The 19,637-nt window shown below is 61.9% G+C and carries 15 protein-coding genes and 1 pseudogene; 9 read left to right on the forward strand and 7 right to left on the reverse strand.

The features are described 5' to 3' along the window. The first annotated feature begins 177 nt into the window (after window positions 1-177). Complete coding sequence (locus BGC09_RS22365; RefSeq protein ID WP_176728989.1) at window positions 178-795, forward strand: CHAP domain-containing protein; 618 nt, start codon at window positions 178-180, stop codon at window positions 793-795. Window positions 796-1,182: 387 nt separating this feature from the next. Here BGC09_RS22365 and BGC09_RS20125 read toward each other — a convergent pair whose 3' ends face one another. The 4 genes from BGC09_RS20125 to BGC09_RS22665 form a co-directional block, all read right to left on the reverse strand. After that, window positions 1,183-2,415 (reverse strand): Vgb family protein, encoded by a 1,233-nt coding sequence (locus tag BGC09_RS20125; protein WP_069806005.1) that lies wholly within the window; start codon window positions 2,413-2,415, stop codon window positions 1,183-1,185. Between the two features lie 2 nt (window positions 2,416-2,417). Continuing rightward, window positions 2,418-3,887, reverse strand: coding sequence for a tRNA (N(6)-L-threonylcarbamoyladenosine(37)-C(2))-methylthiotransferase MtaB (mtaB, locus tag BGC09_RS20130; protein WP_069806006.1), 1,470 nt, complete (start codon window positions 3,885-3,887; stop codon window positions 2,418-2,420). A gap of 359 nt (window positions 3,888-4,246) precedes the next feature. Further along, window positions 4,247-5,065: a DUF2085 domain-containing protein gene (locus BGC09_RS20135; RefSeq protein ID WP_069806007.1), complete on the reverse strand. Its 819-nt coding sequence runs from the start codon at window positions 5,063-5,065 to the stop codon at window positions 4,247-4,249. Window positions 5,066-5,110: 45 nt separating this feature from the next. Further along, on the reverse strand, window positions 5,111-5,371 hold the full coding sequence (locus BGC09_RS22665; protein WP_069806015.1) for a glutaredoxin family protein: 261 nt from the start codon (window positions 5,369-5,371) through the stop codon (window positions 5,111-5,113). 291 nt (window positions 5,372-5,662) lie between these two features. On the opposite strand from BGC09_RS22665, the gene BGC09_RS20145 reads away from it, so the two are divergent. Continuing rightward, window positions 5,663-7,984, forward strand: coding sequence for an RNB domain-containing ribonuclease (locus BGC09_RS20145; RefSeq protein ID WP_069806008.1), 2,322 nt, complete (start codon window positions 5,663-5,665; stop codon window positions 7,982-7,984). Between the two features lie 29 nt (window positions 7,985-8,013). On the opposite strand, the gene BGC09_RS20150 is transcribed toward BGC09_RS20145, so the two are convergent. After that, window positions 8,014-8,535 (reverse strand): OsmC family protein, encoded by a 522-nt coding sequence (locus tag BGC09_RS20150; protein WP_069806016.1) that lies wholly within the window; start codon window positions 8,533-8,535, stop codon window positions 8,014-8,016. 208 nt (window positions 8,536-8,743) lie between these two features. Then, window positions 8,744-10,168 (reverse strand): cellulose binding domain-containing protein, encoded by a 1,425-nt coding sequence (locus BGC09_RS20155; RefSeq protein WP_069806009.1) that lies wholly within the window; start codon window positions 10,166-10,168, stop codon window positions 8,744-8,746. A 406-nt stretch (window positions 10,169-10,574) separates the two neighbouring features. Between BGC09_RS20155 and BGC09_RS20160 the strand changes: the two genes are divergently transcribed. Then, window positions 10,575-11,012 carry an OsmC family protein gene (locus tag BGC09_RS20160; RefSeq protein ID WP_084659168.1) on the forward strand — a complete coding sequence of 146 codons (438 nt, stop codon included), beginning with the start codon at window positions 10,575-10,577 and terminating at the stop codon, window positions 11,010-11,012. Between the two features lie 353 nt (window positions 11,013-11,365). After that, window positions 11,366-11,566 carry a helix-turn-helix domain-containing protein gene (locus BGC09_RS20165; RefSeq protein WP_052889029.1) on the forward strand — a complete coding sequence of 67 codons (201 nt, stop codon included), beginning with the start codon at window positions 11,366-11,368 and terminating at the stop codon, window positions 11,564-11,566. 446 nt (window positions 11,567-12,012) lie between these two features. Here BGC09_RS20165 and BGC09_RS20170 read toward each other — a convergent pair whose 3' ends face one another. Continuing rightward, window positions 12,013-12,411: a YkvA family protein gene (locus BGC09_RS20170; RefSeq protein ID WP_069806010.1), complete on the reverse strand. Its 399-nt coding sequence runs from the start codon at window positions 12,409-12,411 to the stop codon at window positions 12,013-12,015. A 292-nt stretch (window positions 12,412-12,703) separates the two neighbouring features. On the opposite strand from BGC09_RS20170, the gene BGC09_RS20175 reads away from it, so the two are divergent. The 5 genes and pseudogenes from BGC09_RS20175 to BGC09_RS20195 form a co-directional block, all read left to right on the forward strand. Continuing rightward, window positions 12,704-13,483 (forward strand): ferritin-like domain-containing protein, encoded by a 780-nt coding sequence (locus BGC09_RS20175; protein ID WP_069806011.1) that lies wholly within the window; start codon window positions 12,704-12,706, stop codon window positions 13,481-13,483. 680 nt (window positions 13,484-14,163) lie between these two features. Next, window positions 14,164-16,287, forward strand: coding sequence for a molybdopterin oxidoreductase family protein (locus BGC09_RS20180; protein ID WP_275935539.1), 2,124 nt, complete (start codon window positions 14,164-14,166; stop codon window positions 16,285-16,287). Between the two features lie 25 nt (window positions 16,288-16,312). Further along, the gene (gene nirB, locus BGC09_RS20185) at window positions 16,313-18,790 is read left to right on the forward strand and encodes a nitrite reductase large subunit NirB (protein ID WP_069806013.1); all 2,478 of its coding nucleotides are present in this window, start codon (window positions 16,313-16,315) and stop codon (window positions 18,788-18,790) included. Between the two features lie 120 nt (window positions 18,791-18,910). After that, window positions 18,911-19,252 (forward strand): Rieske (2Fe-2S) protein, encoded by a 342-nt coding sequence (locus tag BGC09_RS20190; RefSeq protein ID WP_069806014.1) that lies wholly within the window; start codon window positions 18,911-18,913, stop codon window positions 19,250-19,252. A gap of 160 nt (window positions 19,253-19,412) precedes the next feature. Continuing rightward, a pseudogene (locus BGC09_RS20195) lies at window positions 19,413-19,637 on the forward strand (hypothetical protein); the annotation flags it as partial.

Here is a 19,637-nt window from a genome sequence, read left to right on the forward strand (position 1 = left end):
GCCGGGGCGGCGCAGATGCCGCAGGCGACTCAGGTCAGCTGCCTGCATCTCCAGCCGGCTCTGGTCCGTGCGGCGGGGCAGACCTGCCGCGCATCGGGGCCTGCCCCGCTTGGGGCAGAGACTGGCAAACACCGACAGCGATCCCAGCATCTTTTCCCCAACAAAGAGCCTCGGCCAATGAGTGCAAACACTCAGCACCCACGGCCAGTTAACGCGGCAGCGTCGACCCATCGACCCCGTCGACAGGGTCGACAGGAATCGGCCCAGCTTTCTCCGCAGCTTTCCTCTGGAGGAGGCGCTCCTCAAGCTCAGGTCTCGTCGAGGCCGAGTGTGGGGAGTGGGTCGTCGTCCCAGGTGGGTGCCACGCCACCGGCGGCGGGGCCACAAGAGCCGCCGCCAACGCTGCCCACCGAACCAGCGGGAGGCAGTGGCAGGCCAGTGACCGGTGGCAACGTCTTTCCCTATGGACAATGCACCTGGTGGGCCAACCAGCGGTATTTCCAGCTGCACGGAAGCTATGTTCCCTGGCGCACCCAGGCTGATGCCTGGCAGTGGGTAGCGCGGGCCTATGAGTTTCACTGGCACGTTTCGCGTGATCCTGTGCCGGGGGCCATCATCGTGCTACAGCCGGGGGTCGAAGGAGCCTATGCCTTGGGACATGTGGCGGTGGTGGAAAAGGTACTGGGCCAGGGGCGTGTGCTGGCCAGCACCATGAATTGGGGTGCCGCCCCCTGGAAAGTCCAGTACGTTGTGTACAGCGTCGGCCCTGGAGTCGCCTTTATCTACAGCGACTAGCTTACGCGGCTCGTCGCGGCTCAACGCTCAGCCAGCATATCTATGGTCTGACGGAAAACTCTGTCTGCCCGCCTCACGTTGAGCCGGTTGTCCGGTCCGGCTGCGAGCCGCCACCCACCAGAGTGAGCACAAAACAAGCAAAGGTGATGTGATTGCAGGCCATGCCAGACCAGCTGGCATGGTGTGGCAGGCCAGAGCTGTGCCACGCGCACGGTCTCTGCTGGCCGCTCTTGCCGGTATGGCCTGGCGCTCGCTCCATCCGCGGTCGCGCGCCCGCAGGGCGGTGAACTGCTCTCGACTCATCTATCCGTACATACGGACATCCGTCCTGCAGGGCGCCCTCAAGCAAGGGAGGCGGCAACACGGGCGGCCCCTCCTCGCCGGACCTTACGTCGGCGTCAGCAGGCCGAGCTGATTGGCTCCGGCTTCCGTGAACCAGACCTGCTGACGGTTGGCTACCGCTATCCCGAAAGGGAAACTGTTGGCCGTTGGCACCGGGTAGTACAGAAAGCGCTGCTGCTCAGGAAGCAGGTGCGCCAGGGCATTCGCCGCTGCTACCGTTACCCAGACGCCTCCGCTCTCATCTGGAGCGAGGCCGTAGAGGCCCCCCGACGAACCATCGGGGGTCGGGACAGCGTAGCGAGTAAACTGGTGGCTGGCAGGATTGAAGCGGAGCAGGAGATTGTGAGCAAAGGTGGTGATCCAGACCTGACCTTGCCGGTCGACAGCAATCTCCATCGGCATTGCCCCTGGATCGGGTGTCGGGAAGGTAGTCAGCCTGCCAGTGCGGGGGTCAAGGTATCCAATGCGATTCTGGCTCGATTCTGTGAACCAGAGGTTGCCCTGGGCATCGATCGCCAGGCCATAGGGGTTCAGCTGCTGGGCGGTATGACGTGCGGAGAGGGGGTACTGGCGCAGCTCACCGGTTGCGGGATCGAGACGTCCCAGGGCATCGGCATTCATCTCAGTGAACCAGATGAGGCCTTGCCGATCCATGAGCAGCTCATTGGGCGCCACTGGCAAGGTCAGCTGCTTTCCCTTATGGGCCGGATCAGGGGCGCTTACCGTAGGCAAGGGATAGAGCTGGAAGCGGCCAAGACGGGGCAGGTAGTGGCCAATGTAGTTGGCGTACTGTTCCGCGAACCACAGCGAGCCATCGGGAGCCACAATCAGGCCCATCAGCCCACCCCGTCCGCGGGGAGGAGTTACTGTCTGCCAGCTGGCTCGCTGGGGATCAAAGACCGCAATGCGATTGCTGGCCATTACTCCAAACCAGACGCGCCCCTGCTGATCGATAGCAGGCCGCATGAGCATGTCGCCCTCGGAATGACGTGTCAGCGCATACTCATGAAAGGTCCCCATCTGGATCAGGGCCGGCAGCGTCCCTGGACGGCTCAGCAGGGTGGGTACGACCGTCGTCGCAGCGGCAGGGGGCTGACCGCTGGCGGTCGAGGAGCCACTGCAGGCGCTCAGGGCCACCAACAGGAGAAGCAGCAGCCAGGAGAGCCAACGGCTGCGGGCGGGGAAGACATAGAAAGGCTGCCAGGCTCGGGACGATTGTCCTCCAGGTGCTCCAGCTGCGCCGATACTTCGATGAGCAGCAGGCCCATCCCCACCCAATGCTAAGCGACCTCCCCCAGGAACATCCCACGGGCCCCGTCTTCGGTCAGTTGCTCCAGGCGGACCGTCACAAAGGTATTCTGCCAGTTGCGCGTCTCGGCCTCCGGCAGTTGCTCCACTTCGACGCGCACATAGGTATCGGTCAGCCCCTCCCAGTAGCCTTGCTTGCGCTGCTCGAGCAGGACCTGAACGGCCTGGCCCAGGAAACGGCTGCGGAACTGGCGGGATAGCTCCCCCGCCAGCGCCAGCATTCGCTCGCTCCGCGCCTTCTTTACCTCTTCCTTCACCTGGGAAGACATACGCGCTGCCGGGGTACCCTGGCGCGGCGAAAAGCGAAAGACATGACAGCGAGCGAAGCCCAGCTCAGCGGCAAGCGCGTATGTCTGGGCGAAGTCCTCCTCGCTCTCTCCTGGAAAGCCGGTGATAATATCGGTGCTCACGGCAATATCTGGGATCAAGCGACGGGCCGTCGTGACGATTGTGCGATAGCGCTCGGTCGTGTAGCGGCGCCCCATGCGGCGCAGGACAGCATCCGAGCCGCTCTGCAAGGGAAGATGGAGATGGCGGCAGAGGCGCGGATTCTCCCACAGCTCCAGCCACTCCAGGCGGAAATCCTCCGGCTCCAGCGAAGAGACGCGAATGCGGGGGATTGGGGTCTCGCCTAGCAAGGCCGCCAGTAGATGGCCAAGATCCTGCTGCGGATTCTCCGGGGGATGATAATCACCCAGATGGACGCCGGTCAGAACCACCTCCTTGTAGCCAGCGCGGGCCTTGCGCCGGACCTGCTCGACAACTGAGGCGATGCTGCGACTGCGCGATCCACCGCGTACATATGGGACGATACAGTATGTGCAGCGATTATCACAGCCATCCTGGACCTTGATCTGCGCCCGTGTGCGCGAGAAGGGAGGGCGCCAGTGCTCAGGCAACGTTAGCGCTGACAGGCTATCGGCGTTCTCGGGAAGCGGCTCCTCATCAGGAGTCCAGTCGCTGCCAATGTGGTAGCTATCGAGTGGCAGCATGGGCAGCGTCCGCCCCGAGCCACGCCTCTCTTGCTGGTAGCCGGGCACCACCGTGGTAGCACCATGCTCAGCGGCCTCCTTGCCCTCGCGGAGGCGCTGACGAATAGCCTCCACCAGGGAAGTCTTGCCGCTATTGCCGACCACCAGATCGACGCCAGGCAGTGCGGCCACTGCCTGGGGGTTGGCTTCGGCATAGCAACCTGTCACCACCAGCAGGGCGTCAGGCCGGCGACGCTGTACCTGATGAATCAAGGCCCGCGAACTGCGGTCCCCCAGATGGGTCACTGTGCAGGTATTGACGATATAGACATCTGCCGGCTCGTTGAAATCTTGCTGTACAAAGCCGGCAGCGTGCATCTGCTCGCTGATTGCCTCGCTATCGGCCTGATTGACCTTGCAGCCTAACGTTGCGATAGCGAATGTGGCCGGTCCGCGCTCTGAAAGGCTCATACAATCCCCAACGCTCTCCAATGCTGGCTCATCCATCCTGACCTGGTCTGGTCACGTGCTCATGCTCACGCCATTCCGGTCCCGCATGCGGACAACCTGGCCACCCGGAGGTCGACGACGCTCAGAAACGGAATTCCAACGACCCCCTGGCTGCCCTGCTTGCGGTCGGCTTTGGCCTGCCTGCTCTTCTGTAGCGCCTGCAGTGGACAGACAGGCGGAACCACAGTGCGACTTTCCCTGTGCAGAGAGAGTATCTAACAGAGCACCGTTCGCTGTCAAGCGATCCAGGTCAGCCAGTACCCCTCGTCACCCACTCGCTACTCGCCTCTGCTGCTGCCTTTCGTCTCGACGCTCCCGCGTCAGGGACAGGCCTCCGGCTCGTGCCGGAGGGCGCTTGACTCGCCCGCACTCTGCTGCTGCGGCAGCGGCACCGTGGGCCGGCTGCTCACCGTCTGCGAGACGGGAGCCGGAAGCGTTGCTGACCTGGAGGCAGGTGCTGGGGCCTGTCCATTGACAACGGCAGGAGCACTGACAGAACCAGGCCCGGCAGGCACCAACGAGGCGAAAGACTGGGAGGCCAGCGAGCGGCGCAGCTGCAGGGCCGCGCTCATCTCGGGAGTGACGACCAGGTTGCGCTCGATCAGCGGCAGCACAAAGAGCACATTGCCCAGGCCGAAGATGGTCCCCGTCAACACGCGCAGCAGGGGAGTGCTCTCACGCCAGCCGAACATCTGCGTAAAGCCATCGAGGGCAATTGGCACCAGTGTCAACGCCCAGAGCCACCAGGGAATGCCAGGCAGGCGACGCTTACTCAAGACAAAGAGCAGCGACCCGACGAACATCGATGCATAGATGGAAAAATTGCGCTCGCACATCCCCAGTGGATGATCGAAGATGTAAAAGGAGTGTGATGGTATCTGAGCGCAAATGAGGTGCAGAGCAAAGTAGATGGGACGAGCGAGTGTATCCAGGCCAAAGTAGAAGAGAAAAGGCACACTCAGCGCCAGCAGCACAATGCTTCCCAGCAGGGCGGTCACCATAGCAGCCCAATAGCGCAACAGCCAGGACCCCAGACCGTCAACCAGCGCGTTCAGGCGGCTCGGGCGACGTCTGTGGGGCATGGGAGCAGGGCGAGCGAGCGACTGAGGGAGTGGAGAGACTCCCTGATTGACGGCCATGAGCCTGGTCCTCCTCTTTTCACTGAACAGAACAGACAGACATACTCAGGGCAAGTGGAAGGCTCTCAGCAGATCGCGGAATTCAATGCGTCCTTCCAGAATCCGCCCATCAACAATAATCACCGGAATGCGATAGCGGTACAGTTCGAACAGCTCAGGGTTGCCGCGAATATCGATCTCGGCCAAATCGAAGTCGACCTGGCTAGCGATCTCCTCGAGCATCTCGCGAGCCTCGTCGCACAGGTGGCAGCCAGCTTTCGTATAGAAGGTCACCTGTGGCGAGGGCTGCTGCTTCTGCCGACTCACACGCTTTGCTCCATCGTCGTTCCGCGTGCCAGTCTCCTCACGAACGAGGGAATGGTTCCAGCGGCTGGCTAGATCGGTTTCCTTCTCAGGGGAAATGATACCACGTTGGCCTGACTGGCGACAAGCGGGAAAAGAGCGAGCCGACGCAAAAGTGCCGTGGATATACTGCAAGATAGGCCCTATCCCCGTATACAGCCTTTGGCTCTGTCTGCCGATATTGAGCAGGTGATACAATACAATATACTCATTGAGTCTGCTACTGCCGAGCGATGTCAAATGTGAGGAAAAAGGATGGCAACGAACGCAGCAGAGAGAGATAGAGGCAGTAAAAGCTTTTCGGAGAGAGCCCTGGCTGAGGCCAGAGCAGCCGCCAGTCGGGTTCCAGCCCTCCTGGAGGGGCGTCCACCGGTCAAAGGGATTACTATTGATGGGCCGGCCTCGCGCGACCTCGATGATGCTCTCTGGTTGGAACCCCTGCCCACAGGGGGCGCTCTCCTGCAAATCAGCATCGCCGATGTCGCCTCGCTGCTCACCCCTCAGCTCACGCCGACGCTGGAGCGCGAGGCGCGAGAGCGGGCCTTTACACGCTATTACTCCAATCACACTGTGCCACTCCTGCCGCGCTTGTTGAGCGAGGAGCATCTCAGCCTGCTGGCGGATCAGCGGCGTCCCGCGGTGACCCTCACCCTGCCCTTCGACGCCACCTGGCAACCAGGCGAGCCTCGTCTCGGTCTCACCTGTCTTGTGAATGTCAAACGCCTCTCGTATGCGGAGGCTGATGCCCTGCTGAACGAGCCTGATCATCCCCTTGGGTCGATGTTGCATGCTCTCTATCGCCTTGCCGAGCAGCTCTTTCAGCTGCGGCGTGCCCGTGGCTCCCTGGCTCTCTACGACCTGCATCGGGGCTGGGCCACCAGCGAGGAGGGTTTCCTTCTTCGCCTCAGCAGTGAGCAGCGGCATCGTTCCTATTTCCTGGTGCAGGAGTGCATGATTTTGGCCAACCAGCTCTTTGCCCAGCTCCTGGCTCAGCGCGGCCTGCCCGCTCTCTACCGTAACCACTGCTCCAAGCCAATTGCCCCCGCGGGAGAGGCCCTGCGCGAGATGCTCGAGACAGCCCTGCTGCGGCCCGACCATGTCAGACCAGAGCAGGTCAGCGCCACTATCCAGCTGGTGGTTGAACGCGCCACCTATGCGCCGACCCTGCGCGGGCACTTCGGCCTCCAGCTGCCGGCCTATCTGCACCTGACCTCGCCGCTGCGACGCTATGCCGACCTGATCAATCAGCGCATCCTGCTCTCCTTTGTGCAGGGCGAGAGCCGCAAGTCCCTCCCGGCGCGGGAGGAGCTGGAGGAGATTGCCAGCCACCTCAACGAGGTTGAACGCAGCCTGAAGGCGGCCAAACCAGCCTACTTCCTATCGCTCTACGAGCAGCAGTTGCACCAACAGGTTGAGGAGGCGCTTGCTCAAGGAGGAGAGTCTTCCCGCCCTCTGGCCGGGCTTGATGCGCGACGCTTTCACAGCCTCGTGCGTATCGCGGCGCAATCGCAGCTGCTGCCGCCTGTCATTGAAGCAGAGATTCTGGCCCGTCTGCAGGAAGACGCTCTCGGTCCTCATGACCTCTTTACGCTGCTGTTTCGTTTCCCAACTGCCGGTCAGAGCTGGGAGCGTGTCAAGCGCGCTGCCCTCTCCTTCCTCTGTCGCCAGCCGCAGCACGCCATCAGCTTGCTGGCCATGGGCCAGCAAATACTAGGCTGGGAGGCCCCAACCTACGAGGAGCAGACCCTGTTCAGCAATGAGGGACAACCCTGCTTCACGGCCTGCGCCGGCCTGCGCTTGACTGACCAGAGCTATCGCTCGGCGACCTATCAGGCTCAACGCAAAGATCGGGCGCGTCAACTGGCCAGTGCTGATCTGCTAGTCAGAGTGAGCGGCCTCGGGTTGGAGGAGAGCGCCCCCCTGCTGCAGGCGCTTTCCGGCTCGCGCTGTCTCTCTCCTGCAGGTGGAGAACAGCGTAGGGAGCAAGAGGAACGGGAAGAACAGGCGGAGCAGGAGCGGCAGGGAGGAGAGGATCAAGGGCCGGAGTCCCTGCCCGCTGAGGGGAACTACAAAGGCACTTTGCAGGAGCTGGCACATGGTCATCGGTGGGGAACACCGCTCTACCGCTTGCTTACTCATCGTGGACCGGCGCATGCCCCTCTCTTTACGGCAGAGTGTGAGCTGACCATCGCTGGCGAGCGCTACAGCGCCTGTGGTCATGGCTCAAGCCGGGCACGTGCCGAACAGGCCGCTGCCCGCAATCTCTTACTGCGCCTGCCTCTTCCTCCGGAGCAGCGCCAGGCGCTGCTAGGACCGTCTGAGCGCTCGGCGATGCGTCTGCTGAACGAGCTGCTCCAGCGCCAACATATCGAGCGGGCCGAGTATACCTATGTGCAGAGGGGAACGCCGCAAGAGCCGCTCTTCACCTGTACCTGCACGGTCACTTTGCCTTCCGGGGAAACGCACACGGCAGCCGCTCAGGGAAAGACCAAGCGTGCCGCGGCCAGAGCGGCTGCCCTGAAGATGCTCAAAGCCTTGCGCACCCCTATGGATGAGCAAGGCTTTGAGAACCACTGAGCGTGTCGAGAGAGCAGGGCACAGAGAACTCAGTCGGAGAGAAGCGTGGCGTGTAGGGGAATAGCCTTCTCGATCGTCTGCCCCACTGGTGAAGTCTGCAGTACATGCCGATGAAGCTCTTCAAGCACTTCCTGCGGGGCATCAGCCTTCAGATGGACACGCACCTCGATCCCAGTGTAGCCGGCGTGCCCTTCCTGTAGGCCCAGAAATACGGGTAAATCGATGTGGCCCTCGAGTTCAACACGCAACTCCTGAATCTGGATGCCGCGCAAAGCCGCGTTGGCTGTGTAACCAATGGCCAGGCAGCTTCCCAATGCGCCGAGCAGCTGCTCTACCGGATTGGGGGCGGTATCACTGCCGCCCAGTGCCTTCGGCTCGTCAGCGTAGCTGGGAGGCAGGTCGCGAATGCGAATCTCATTCAGAAAGCCCCCTCTCCAGGTCACCTCGGCTCTCCAGAGCGTATCACCGGCCGCTGGCTCGTTTTGCAGTTTCGTACGCAGGGCTGCGATGGCAGCAGTATCGACGCCGTTGACCGTCGCAGATGTACTCACCTGGTCCTCCAAAATTGACTTACTGGATCAAGAAAATCAACTTTTGGGTAAGTATACGGCAGGCGAGGCTCTCTGTCAAGGGGGAAGGTGAGCAGAAGCAGAAATGCCTGCTCCTCCAGCCTTCCCTGTTCAGGGGGCGGAGAAGAGCAGGCAGCAAACGGCGAGCAGGCTACTTTCTACCTGCGAACGGGTGAGCAGGACAGAACGGCTAGCCTGTCGTGTAGGTCACAGGGATATAGGCGCTTGGGCAGGACGAGCCGCAGCTACTGGGATAACTGAAGTAGTAGATGCGCCCGTTATTGATCAGCTGGTTGGTGGCATCATAGACGCGGATAGCATACTGGCTGCCTCCTGGCGTTGTGGGCAGGATCACGTAATCGTTGCCCATGTCGGCGTCCATCTGGGCGTGGACCCAGCTTCCGTTTTGATAGTAGTCGACGCCGTGGATGCCATTGGCCAGGTGGGTGATGGAGATGGCCGACCAGTAGGGATTAGCCCCCTGCAGGAAGGCGATATGGATATCGCCCGTATAGTTGGGCGCGGGAATGAACTGCCAGCTGATCTGGCGGTTGTTCCAGGCGTTAGGATACATATTGCCCACCGGCTGGCCATTGAGCTGGAACTGGTTGAGGGCACGCTGGACAATATCCAGATGATAGGGATCGTCGCGGCACCAGGCATTGCCATCCTGGCAACTATCGGCCACCACCAGGTCAAGCGTGGCTCCCGTGTACTGGTCGTTGACCCAGCTGCCATTGCGGCAGAAGGACTGATTGGGTGCACCGTCGTTGATGCCAGTGCAGTAGGCTCCGATGGTCACGCGCACCCAGCGCCCACAGTTCAGGCCGTTGTCGAAGACGCCGATCTTACTGGCATTCTGGGCCGAGATCGGACGCGAGAGATAGGTACTGTAGTCGCCCGGCGTATTTTGCACGTTGAGGGCCACATAGTAAGACGAATCGATGTAGCCATCGGGTACGCCGCAGCCGCCATAGGGGCTTCCCACTCCAGAGAACCAGGTCGCATTTCCCGTATGCACGCCGTCCAGCGGCAGGGAAGTGGTCGGAAGGCCGGGAATGCCCGGCGTTGGCGTGGTGCTCGCCGTAGCTGTCGGCGTCAAGGCCGGCGTGGGGGTCGGCGTAGGAGAGGGGGTCGTGCCTGCGGTGGGCGTCGGGCTGCTGCCCGGTGTGGCTGTCGCATTGCCACCGCTGTTGCAGGCAGTACCGTTCACCGCGAAGGTGGTCGGCACGGGGTTACTGGTGGTCCAGGTGCCGTTGAAGCCAGGGGTAACTGTCCCGTTCGCTGGGACGTTCCCGTTCCAGCTGGCATTCGTGACAGTCACATTCTGCCCCGATTGGCTGAAGGTTCCATTCCAGCCTTGGGTGACACTCTGGCCCGCCGCCGGAAAAGTAAAGGTCAGGGTCCAGCTGGTCCAGGCGGAGCCACTCGTGTTCTGAATGACGATGTTGGCCCCGAAACCGCCGGGCCACTGACTGGTAATAGTGTAGGTGACCTGACAGTACGAAGCGGCGTAGCTGACCCTGGCCCGGCTGACTAGACCGGCTACCAGCGAGCAGACGACGACGACGGTCAGGCCGATCAATAGGAGGCGCGAGCGTCCAATACTCCTCATTCCGCTTCTCCTTGCACAGTGCGGCCAGTCGTGAGCCGGGGGCAGGGCGATCATGGCCTGGCCGGACCTGACGCCGTCTGCAGCCCGGCTCAGGGTCTTGCTGCCCCAGTATAGAAGAACAGTAGCCGTCATAGCCAGAGCAGGTAGCAGTCATCTGCAAGACAGTGCCGAGGAAAGGGAAAGCCTCCCCGCATTGCCAGGCCAGGCCCTGCGGAGCCGAGAGAGGCTGAGACAGCCAGGCGTGCTACAATACGGGGCAACCCAACCAGGCAGGGTGAGATGGGAGTCTGCCTGTGCCCCATCGCTCCGCTTCGCTGCGGTGGCCAGAACCTGGAGCAATAACCCGGTACGGCACATGCCTGGATCATCCCATCCATCCAGACTCAGCTAACAAGGAGGAACAGCCATGCCACTGACTATGACAGCGCGACTGCGCTTGCAGGAGAACATGACCTTTCTGGCGGAGACAGCCAGGGGAAAGCAGCTGCGGCTGTCAGCCGCAGCTGAAGAGGGAGGAACAGAGGTGGAGCTGCGCCCGATGGAGCTGCTACCGCTGGCTCTGGGGGCCTGCACTGGCATCACGGTTCTGTCCATTCTACGCAAAAAACGTCTGCAAATTACCTCTTATGAGGTCGTTGTCCATAGTGAGCGGGCAGAGCACCATCCACGTGTCTTTACCGCCTTTCATGTGGAACATTGTATCGCAGGCGTTGCTCTTGGGCAGGAGGTGATTGAACGCGCTATTGAACTCAGCGAAACGAAATATTGTCCTGTGAGTGCGATGTTGCGGGCAGTGGCCCCGATCACTCACAGCGTGACGCTTCTGACCTCCACCGAGCCGTAGAGCGCCTGGGTAAGGCGTCCCTTCCTGAAACAGGAAGGGTGGGCAGCCTGGGGCCTGGGGGCCAAAAAGGGGCTGGAAAGAGGCTTGTCAGAGGCTCTTGGAAACGGTATGATAGACGCATCTCGATGCCAATGCTGCAGACACAGAATACCGTCATGGCGGTTCCAGGGCGCGAGAGGAGCCGGCCCAGTGGAGTGCTGGTAAGCAGGGGAAGAGGAATCCCCAGGTCCAAAGAGGGGCGCCAGGCGGGGGACAGCCCTGGGGTGTCTGTCCCCTCCCTCTCCTTGCTCTCTTCCTCTCTTTTCCCTGGCAGTGGCTGTGTCGGACCGGCTGTCTGCGAAGGAGAGAAGGTTATGGATCGACATCTGGAAGTGGAAGAACTGCTCACAATCAGCGAAGTCGCACAGCTCTTGCGGGTCGATGCTACCACGGTTCGGCGTTGGGTGAAGGAGGGTTTACTGGAGGGGGTGCGCCTGCCTCGGGCCAGCCAGCGTCAAAGTTATCGTATTAAGCGCTCAACGCTGGAACGGCTCTTAGGAGAGGGACAGAAGTAGGGTCAGGCGTCGCACGCTGGCTGGTGGCCGCTGATAGCTGGCGGCGGGAGTGATGGTCGGTGATGCGGGTGATGGCTGTGGCTGGGATGGCTGCCCCTCTGAAATGAGACGAGGTGCAGCCTGCGATCACGGTCAGAGGGACTCTGGTCATTGCGGTCTGTGTCTCTCTACTATTTCTCTCCTCGGTTGAGGAAAGGCTGTTTGTGTGAGGGGGCGTGTCTCCTGGTTGCTATGGCATCGAGTCGTTTTGTTGCCAGCAGTGAGAGGGAGGCAAGAGCGACCATGATGAAGCGAAGCAGGGAACACCCCCTGAACCATCTTTCTGCGTTTTGATTGCTCGCCTCTGTTGTTTTCATGCTAAGAGCTTCCTTGCTACCTGGCAACGAAGCCGGGTAGCTTCTCTTCTGTGCACCGATAGGAATAGGGGGATGCCTCAGTTGGCTTCTTTAGTGGCCGGGCGCGGGATAAAGCTTGCTGAGGACCCAGCAGAGAAAGAGGACCCCAAGCCCCCAGATCCCCAGCACAAGCACGATTCCCCCTCGAAAGCATGGCTGCTCCTGAACCTGGGCGGCGCGGGCCCGGCTCTCCTCTAGAATAGCGGGCGGCAGGAGCTTGATGGCCAGCAGCATTCCTAGCGGCAGAATGACGAGGTCATCAAGATGGCCGACGATAGGAATGAAGTCGGGAATCAGGTCGATCGGACTCAAGGCATAGCTCAGGAGACTCAACAGCAGCAAGCGATGGTACCAGGGCAGGCGAGGGTCACGATAGGCCAGGATCAGGGTCTGAATCTCTTGCCGCAGGGAGCGGATACGCCCCTGCCAGCGCGCTCTGAAGGCTTGCATGACTCTTGAGTAAGCTCCTCCTTCCAGTGTCTCCTCTCCTGAGAGGCAGTATACAGACCATTGCAAGTCGCCACACTTCCAGCCAGGATGAGTACCACGGTAATCCAGTCGCCGACGCAGCGCGTATCTGCTCAGTGTCAAGATAGAGAGGGACGCTGCAGCTCAACAGGCCGGCCTCTGGTGCGGCTGTCCCTGTTCTCTCTGCCTTTGCCGACTGACTGACCAGCGGGAGGGGCGCAACCGTTGGCAGCCAGCTTGCTCACTATTCTGATGGAGATGAGGAAGACGAAGCATGTTCGATCCTGTACAACAGCACGATGTGCAGATAACGAGCCAGCGGTCTGACGCTCAGGGGGAGAGGGCTGCTGCTGGCGAGACTCGGGTCCCGGCGCGCCGGGCCTTTTTGCGCCGCTCGCTGACGGGCATGGCGCTGGCGGTACCTGTTGGGGGCTTGCTGGTGGCTTGCGGTTCCAGCTCAACGATGACAGGGGCGGCCTCAACGCCGACCAGTGCGGCCACCTCAGCGCCCACGTCCCCCACGCGCCTGCTCTCGCTGGCTTCGGTGGCTGATAGTGGCTCAGCCTTCCGCGAGATTATGCAGGATGAGAATGCCCACGTGACGTTTCTCCAGCAGGCCCTGACCAAGGCGGGAGTCCAGCCCCGCCCCAAGCCGACGTTCAAAAATCTGGAGCAGATGGATGTCCAGTCCTTTGCTCAGGTGGCACAGACCTTTGAGAACGTGGGCGTGGGGGCCTATTTGATGGCGGCCCCGGCCATCGCTACCAAAGCCTATCTGGCCGCCGCTGGCTCTATTCTGACAGTGGAGGCACGCCATGCCGGCTTTCTCGATGCGCTGCTCAATAAGCCGCTGAGCGCCAACGGGGCCTTTGACAAGCCACTCTCGCAGGCCGAGATTGTCAGTGCTGTCTCGCCTTTCATTGCCAGCCTCAATGGTGGCTCCGATCCCTCGGCCTCCCTCAAGAACGATGCGGCTATTCTGAATTTCGCGCTCCTCCTGGAGTTCCTGGAGGCCGAATTTTATAATGTGAATGTGCCAAAATTCTTCAAGTAGAGCGCTGCTCTCTTCTCTCTTCGCTCCTCTTCCCCTGATGGCGTGAACCATCCCTGGCAACAAACGCCGATGGAAGGGAGAGCGGGCCGGGCGCCAGGCCTGGGGAGGTCACAGTCGCTCAGGTGCTGCCGAAGAGGCGGCCTGTCGACGATCTCCTCTCCTTGCCGGCGCTCAGCTCTTTTTTGGGGGGAGCGAGCCCGGGCCCCGCGACCTCGCTGGCACCAGCGCACGAGAACCCCGCTTGCGCTTCTCTCTAGCAGCAGTCGATATCGGTCAGCAGTCTGCATCGCCGCCTTCAATGCCAGTTTTGTGCAATATGACCAGTAACCTGGGGAGAATCTTCAGTTATTCTGCCAATGACTGCCCGAAAAAGCGCATGGTAATCTAGATTCGCAAACGGGAACTGTGCATATTAACCAACAGCTCTGCGAGTGATCGGCCTTGCCCAGGTAGATGTAGCAGAGCCGCAGAGACGGTCGCTGACCGCGGGTCGCGCGAGCCGACCGGAGCAGATCCCACAGCGCTGCTGCTGCCCCGTTCCCCTGGCATGGGCAAACCGCGCATCAAGAGCGGGGGGGAACGATGAGCGACGTTGAGCATCCTGTCTGTACAAGGGCAGTCTTGCCTGGACCAGGCTGACTCTCGTCTGGCTGACTGCCTTGCTTCCAGAGCGAGGGAGAGTGGCTTTGCAGCAGCGGCAAGAAGAGAAGAACAGCAGTACGAACAGCGTAGCAACCCACTGCCCATACTGTGCCTTTCAGTGCGGTATGCTCCTTGGGGGCAGCCCACAACAAATCTGGATCGAGGGAGACAGGAGCTTTCCCGTGAACAGGGGAGGGCTGTGTCTCAAAGGATGGACCTCTCCCCAGACGCTGGCCCATGCTGAACGCCTCCAGACGCCGCTCAAGCGCCAGCCCGATGGGCGTCTGCTGCCGGTCTCCTGGGAGGAAGCGCTGGACAGCATTGTGCAACATATCCAGGCCACCCAGCAGCGCTATGGGAGGGAGGCCGTTGGCGTCTTCGGTAGCGGGGCCTTGACCAACGAAGAGGCCTATGTGCTCGGCAAATTCGCCCGCCTTGCCCTGAACACCTCCCAGATCGATTACAACGGGCGCTTCTGTATGTCCTCGGCAGCGGAGGCGATGAATCGCGCCTTTGGCCTCGACCGGGGGCTGCCCTTCCCTCTGGAGGACCTGGCCCAGGCCGAGGTCATCCTGCTGGCGGGAAGCAATATCGCCGAGACCATGCCCCCGCTGATGCAGTATCTGGATCGACAACAGCGAGCCGGTGGCCTGCTCATCACGGTTGATCCCCGCCACAGTGTCACAGCGCGCTCAGGACAACGGCACCTCCAGCTCACACCCGGCAGCGATGCAGTGCTGGCTAATGGCCTGCTGCACATTCTGATCCGCGACGGCCTGCTCGACGGGGAGTACATCGCCCAGCGCACCAGCCACTTTGAGGCAGCACGGGCGATGGCCGCCGCCTATTGGCCGGAGCGGGTCGAGCGTCTGACCGGTGTGCCCGAGCGAGAGCTGATTGAAGTCGCCCACCTGCTGGGCCAGGCTCGCTCTGTCATCATCCTGACCGGACGTGGCGTCGAGCAGCAGCGCCAGGGGGTGACCAATGTGCTGGCCTACATCAACGTGGCCCTGGCGCTTGGCCTGGTTGGCAAGCCTGGCAGCGGCTTTGGTAGCCTCACTGGCCAGGGCAACGGCCAGGGCGGACGCGAGCATGGGCAAAAAGCCAATCAGCTCCCGGGCTATCGTCGGATCGACGACCCGGCGGCCAGGGCCGCCATTGCCCGCGTCTGGGGCGTTGACGAGAGAGAACTGCCAGGACCTGGCCGCTCTGCCTACGAGCTGCTCGCCAGCCTGGGCACCCCAGGAGGGGTGCGCTGTCTCTTCGTCATGGGCAGTAACCTGGCTGTCTCCGCCCCCAATGCTTTGCACATCGAAGAGCGGTTGGCGGCCCTCGATTGCCTGATCGTCTGTGACTTCTTCTTGTCCGAGACGGCGCGCCTGGCCACGATCGTCTTGCCGGTCACCCAATGGGCTGAAGAGGAGGGCACCCTTACCAACCTCGAAGGCCGCGTCATCCACCGACGGCGCGTCTTTCAGCCACCTGCAGGCGTCTGGGACGAGATCACGCTGCTCTGCGAGCTGGCCAGGCGCCTGGGCAAAGGCCAGTATTTCCCCTTCAGCAACGCTCGTGACGTCTTCGAAGAACTCAGACGTGCCAGTGCTGGGGGCCTGGCCGACTATGCCGGCATCACCTATGAAAAGATCGATGCACAGCAGGGAGTTTTCTGGCCCTGCCCGACGCCAGAGCACCCGGGCACGCCTCGCCTCTTCGCCGACGGCTTCCCGACTGCTGACGGACGCGCTCGCTTTCATGTCACCCACTACCAGGGGCCTGGCGAAGAGCCAGACCGCGACTATCCCCTCTATCTCAGCACGGGGCGCATTCTGGCCCATTATCAGTCAGGCAGCCAGACCAGGCGCATCAGCCAGCTGCAAGCCCTCTGCCCCGAGCCGTTGATCGAGATTCACCCAACGACAGCCAGAGAGCATGGCCTCTCTGAAGGGGACCTGGCTCTGCTCTCAACTCGCCGGGCAAGCATGCAGGGCCGTATCAGGATCAACGAGACGATTCGCGAGGATACGCTTTTCGTCCCTTTCCACTGGGGAGATGCTCAAGCAGTCAACCGTCTGACTAATCCCGTGCTCGATCCAACCAGCCGCATGCCTGAGTTCAAGATCTGCGCCGCGCGGATCGAGCGGCTGGCCAATCCAGGTGAGTAGTACGCACAGGGAGGGAGCAACGCAGATGACGAGGAAACAGCGACTCGTGGTCATCGGCAATGGCATGGGCGGAGCCCGCCTTGTCGAAGAGATCGTCAGCCGCCCAGGAGGAGAGCGCTACGACATCACCGTGCTGGGGGCCGAGCCTTACGGCAACTACAACCGTATCCTTCTCTCAGGAGTCCTGGACGGCAGCTATTGCCCCGAGCATATCTTTCTCCATCCTCTGGCCTGGTACGAGCAACACAATATCAGGCTCTACGCCGGTCGGGCCGCCGTCAGCATCGACTGGCAGGATCACCGTGTACAGACTGCAGATGGCTCCTGGGAACCCTACGACTGCCTCGTGATTGCCACCGGCAGCAGTCCCTCTCTGCCGCCTCTGGCCAACCTCGTGCGCGAGGATGGTCAACTCATCTCAGGCGCCTTTACGTTCCGTACCCTGGACGACTGCCAGGCCATCCTGGCCCACAGCAGCCGCGCCAGATGTGCCGCCGTTATCGGCGGGGGCCTCCTCGGGCTGGAGGCCGCCAGCGGTCTGGTCAGGCGCGGTCTGGAGGTCCATCTCATCCATCGCTCTCCTCACCTGCTTAATCTCCAGCTCGATGCAGCAGGCAGCGCTATCTTGGCGCGGCTCATCGGCGAGCAAGGGGTCCAGCTTCACCTCGGCAAGGAGACGGTGGCTGTCCTTGGGCAAGACCGGCTCTGTGGCCTGCGCTTCAGCGATGGCAGCGAACTCGCCTGTGACCTCTGCATCATCGCAACCGGCTCCCGCCCCAATACCGATCTTGCCCGGACAGCAGGTCTGGCCGTCAGGCACGGCATCGTGATCGACGACGACCTGGCCTGCAGTGTCCCCGATGTTTTCGCCCTCGGTGAATGCGCCGAGCACCGGGGGCAGACCTACGGGCTGGTCGCCCCCGCCTGGGAGCAGGCTCGCATCCTGGCAGAGCGTCTGACTGATAGGGCCAGTCGCAAGCAGTATACTGGCTCAGTGCTCTCCACGCGACTCAAAGTGAGCGGTCTCGATCTGACGGTGATGGGCGATAAAGAGCCGGCCAGCAACAGCGACGAAGTCATTACTTACGCCGAGCCTGCCCGTGGAATCTACAAGAAGCTGATTGTGCGTGAGGGGCGTCTGCAGGGCGCCATCTTGCTGGGCGATCTGCCGGGCAGTGTCCCTGCCGCCCGTCTGGTGCAACTCTTCCATCGTGGTGATCCCCTCCCCGCTCACCGCGCTGAACTGCTCTTCCCGTGCCAAACTGGCAACAAGCAGACATTATCGGTGGCCGAGCTGCCCGACGATACCCAGATCTGCAACTGCAACGGGGTCTCCAAAGGGACCATTCTCGCCGCCGCGCGCGCAGGCAAACGCAGCCTCCAGGCGCTCTGCGAGGCCACACGCGCCGCCACTGGCTGTGGCTCCTGCAAAGGCCAGGTTCAGGAGCTCCTCGTCCTGGCCTGCGAAGGCGAGGTGGCCGAAGATCCCGCGGTGCACTACTATGTCCCGGCCATTCCCTTGACCAAGCCCGAGCTGGTGCGCGTCATCAAAGAGCGCGGGCTGCGCAGTGTCTCCGCCGTTTTCCAGGCGCTTGCCGACGGCAAAGAAGATCCAGCCAGCAAGGCCGGCCTGGCCTCGCTGCTTAAAACCATCTGGGGCAGGGACTACCAGGACGAGCGCGATGCCCGCTTTATCAACGACCGCGTGCACGCCAATATCCAGAAAGACGGCACCTTCAGTGTCGTGCCGCGTATCTACGGGGGTGTTACCACGCCGGAGCAATTGCGCCGCATTGCCGACGTCGCCGAAAAGTATCGCGTGCCGCTCGTCAAGATCACCGGCGGGCAGCGCGTCGATCTGGTAGGGGTGCGCAAGGAGCAGCTGCCGGCCATCTGGAAAGACCTCGGCATGCCTTCCGGCCACGCCTATACCAAAGCCTTCCGCACCTGCAAGACCTGCCTGGGGAGCGACTTCTGTCGCTATGGCCTGGGCGACAGTACCGCCCTGGGGATCAAGATTGAGAGGCGCTATCAGGGCATCGAGATGCCCCACAAGGTCAAGCTGGCCACTGCTGGCTGTCCACGTAACTGCTCCGAGGCCACAACGAAGGACCTGGGAGCGGTGGCTATCGAGGGAGGTCGCTGGGAGATCTACGTTGGGGGGGCCGCCGGCTCGCGAGTCCGGAAGGGCGACCTGCTTTGTACCGTCGATACCCATGAGGAGGTCCTGCTCTACATGGGACGCTTCATGCAGTACTACCGCGAGAACGCTAAATACCAGGAGCGCAGCTACGACTTCGTGGAGCGCGTTGGCATCGAGCATCTGCGGCGTGTTCTGGTGGAGGACGCCGAGGGCATCTGTGAGCGACTCGATCGTGAGATCCAGGCCGCCGTCGAGGCCTATGTTGACCCCTGGCAGCGCGAGGCCGAACAGCCGGTCACGTCCACCCAGTTTAGCCAGGCCCTGGAGGCCGTACCTATCCCTCTGGGAGCCGGCGATTGAGCGCGGCCCCACCAATACAATACCCAACCACGACTGACTCACTCGGCCCAGCCGCGCCCGAAGGCTTTCCTGCCAGGGAACAGACAGGCTGGAGCAGAAAGGAGGGAAGGAGCAAGCCCTATGAAAGCGCCGCTATCGCCTGGAGCCGTGTGCTATAATCTAGGGCACATCAGTCGCATTCCACGCGGCGAAGGCCGTACCTACCGGCTGCGTGATCGGCTCATTGCCGTCTTTCGCAGCCGCAACGACGAGCTATTTGCGACCCAGGCCGATTGTCCCCATCGAGGAGGGCCTTTAGCCGACGGCATCATTGGGGATGGCAAAGTGATCTGCCCGCTACACGCTTTCAAATTCGACCTGCGCACGGGCGCCCCACTTGGGAATACCTGCCCGAAGCTGCACACCTATCCCGTTCGTCTGGATGCCAAAGGGGATATCCTGGTCACCGTGGACGACTCGTAAGATAAGAAAAGAGCGGGCAGGGCCTGCCCCTACCTCCTCAGTCCACCGCTCAGCTCGCTCGACTGCGGACGCACGAGCAGCTCAGGCCAACCAATCAACCAGACGCCGAAAGGGGTGGGGCAAGCGGCAGCGGAACGCGGAAAGAGGAAAAGGACCAGCTATGACGAGACGGAGACGCTTTGCAGAGGCCGAAATCGCTGTGCTGGAGGCCCGCATGAGCGGAGAACTCGCCCATCTCATTGCACGGCATGGCGGGCATGCACGTTGCATTCCTGCCGTGCGTGAGGTCCCTCCGGCAGATGCAACTCAGCAGGCTATGACCTTACTGCAGGAGCTACGCACCCATCGCCTGGACGCCATTATCTTCTCGACTGGCGTGGGGGCC

Source organism: Thermogemmatispora onikobensis, from assembly GCF_001748285.1.
GTDB lineage: Bacteria > Chloroflexota > Ktedonobacteria > Ktedonobacterales > Ktedonobacteraceae > Thermogemmatispora > Thermogemmatispora onikobensis.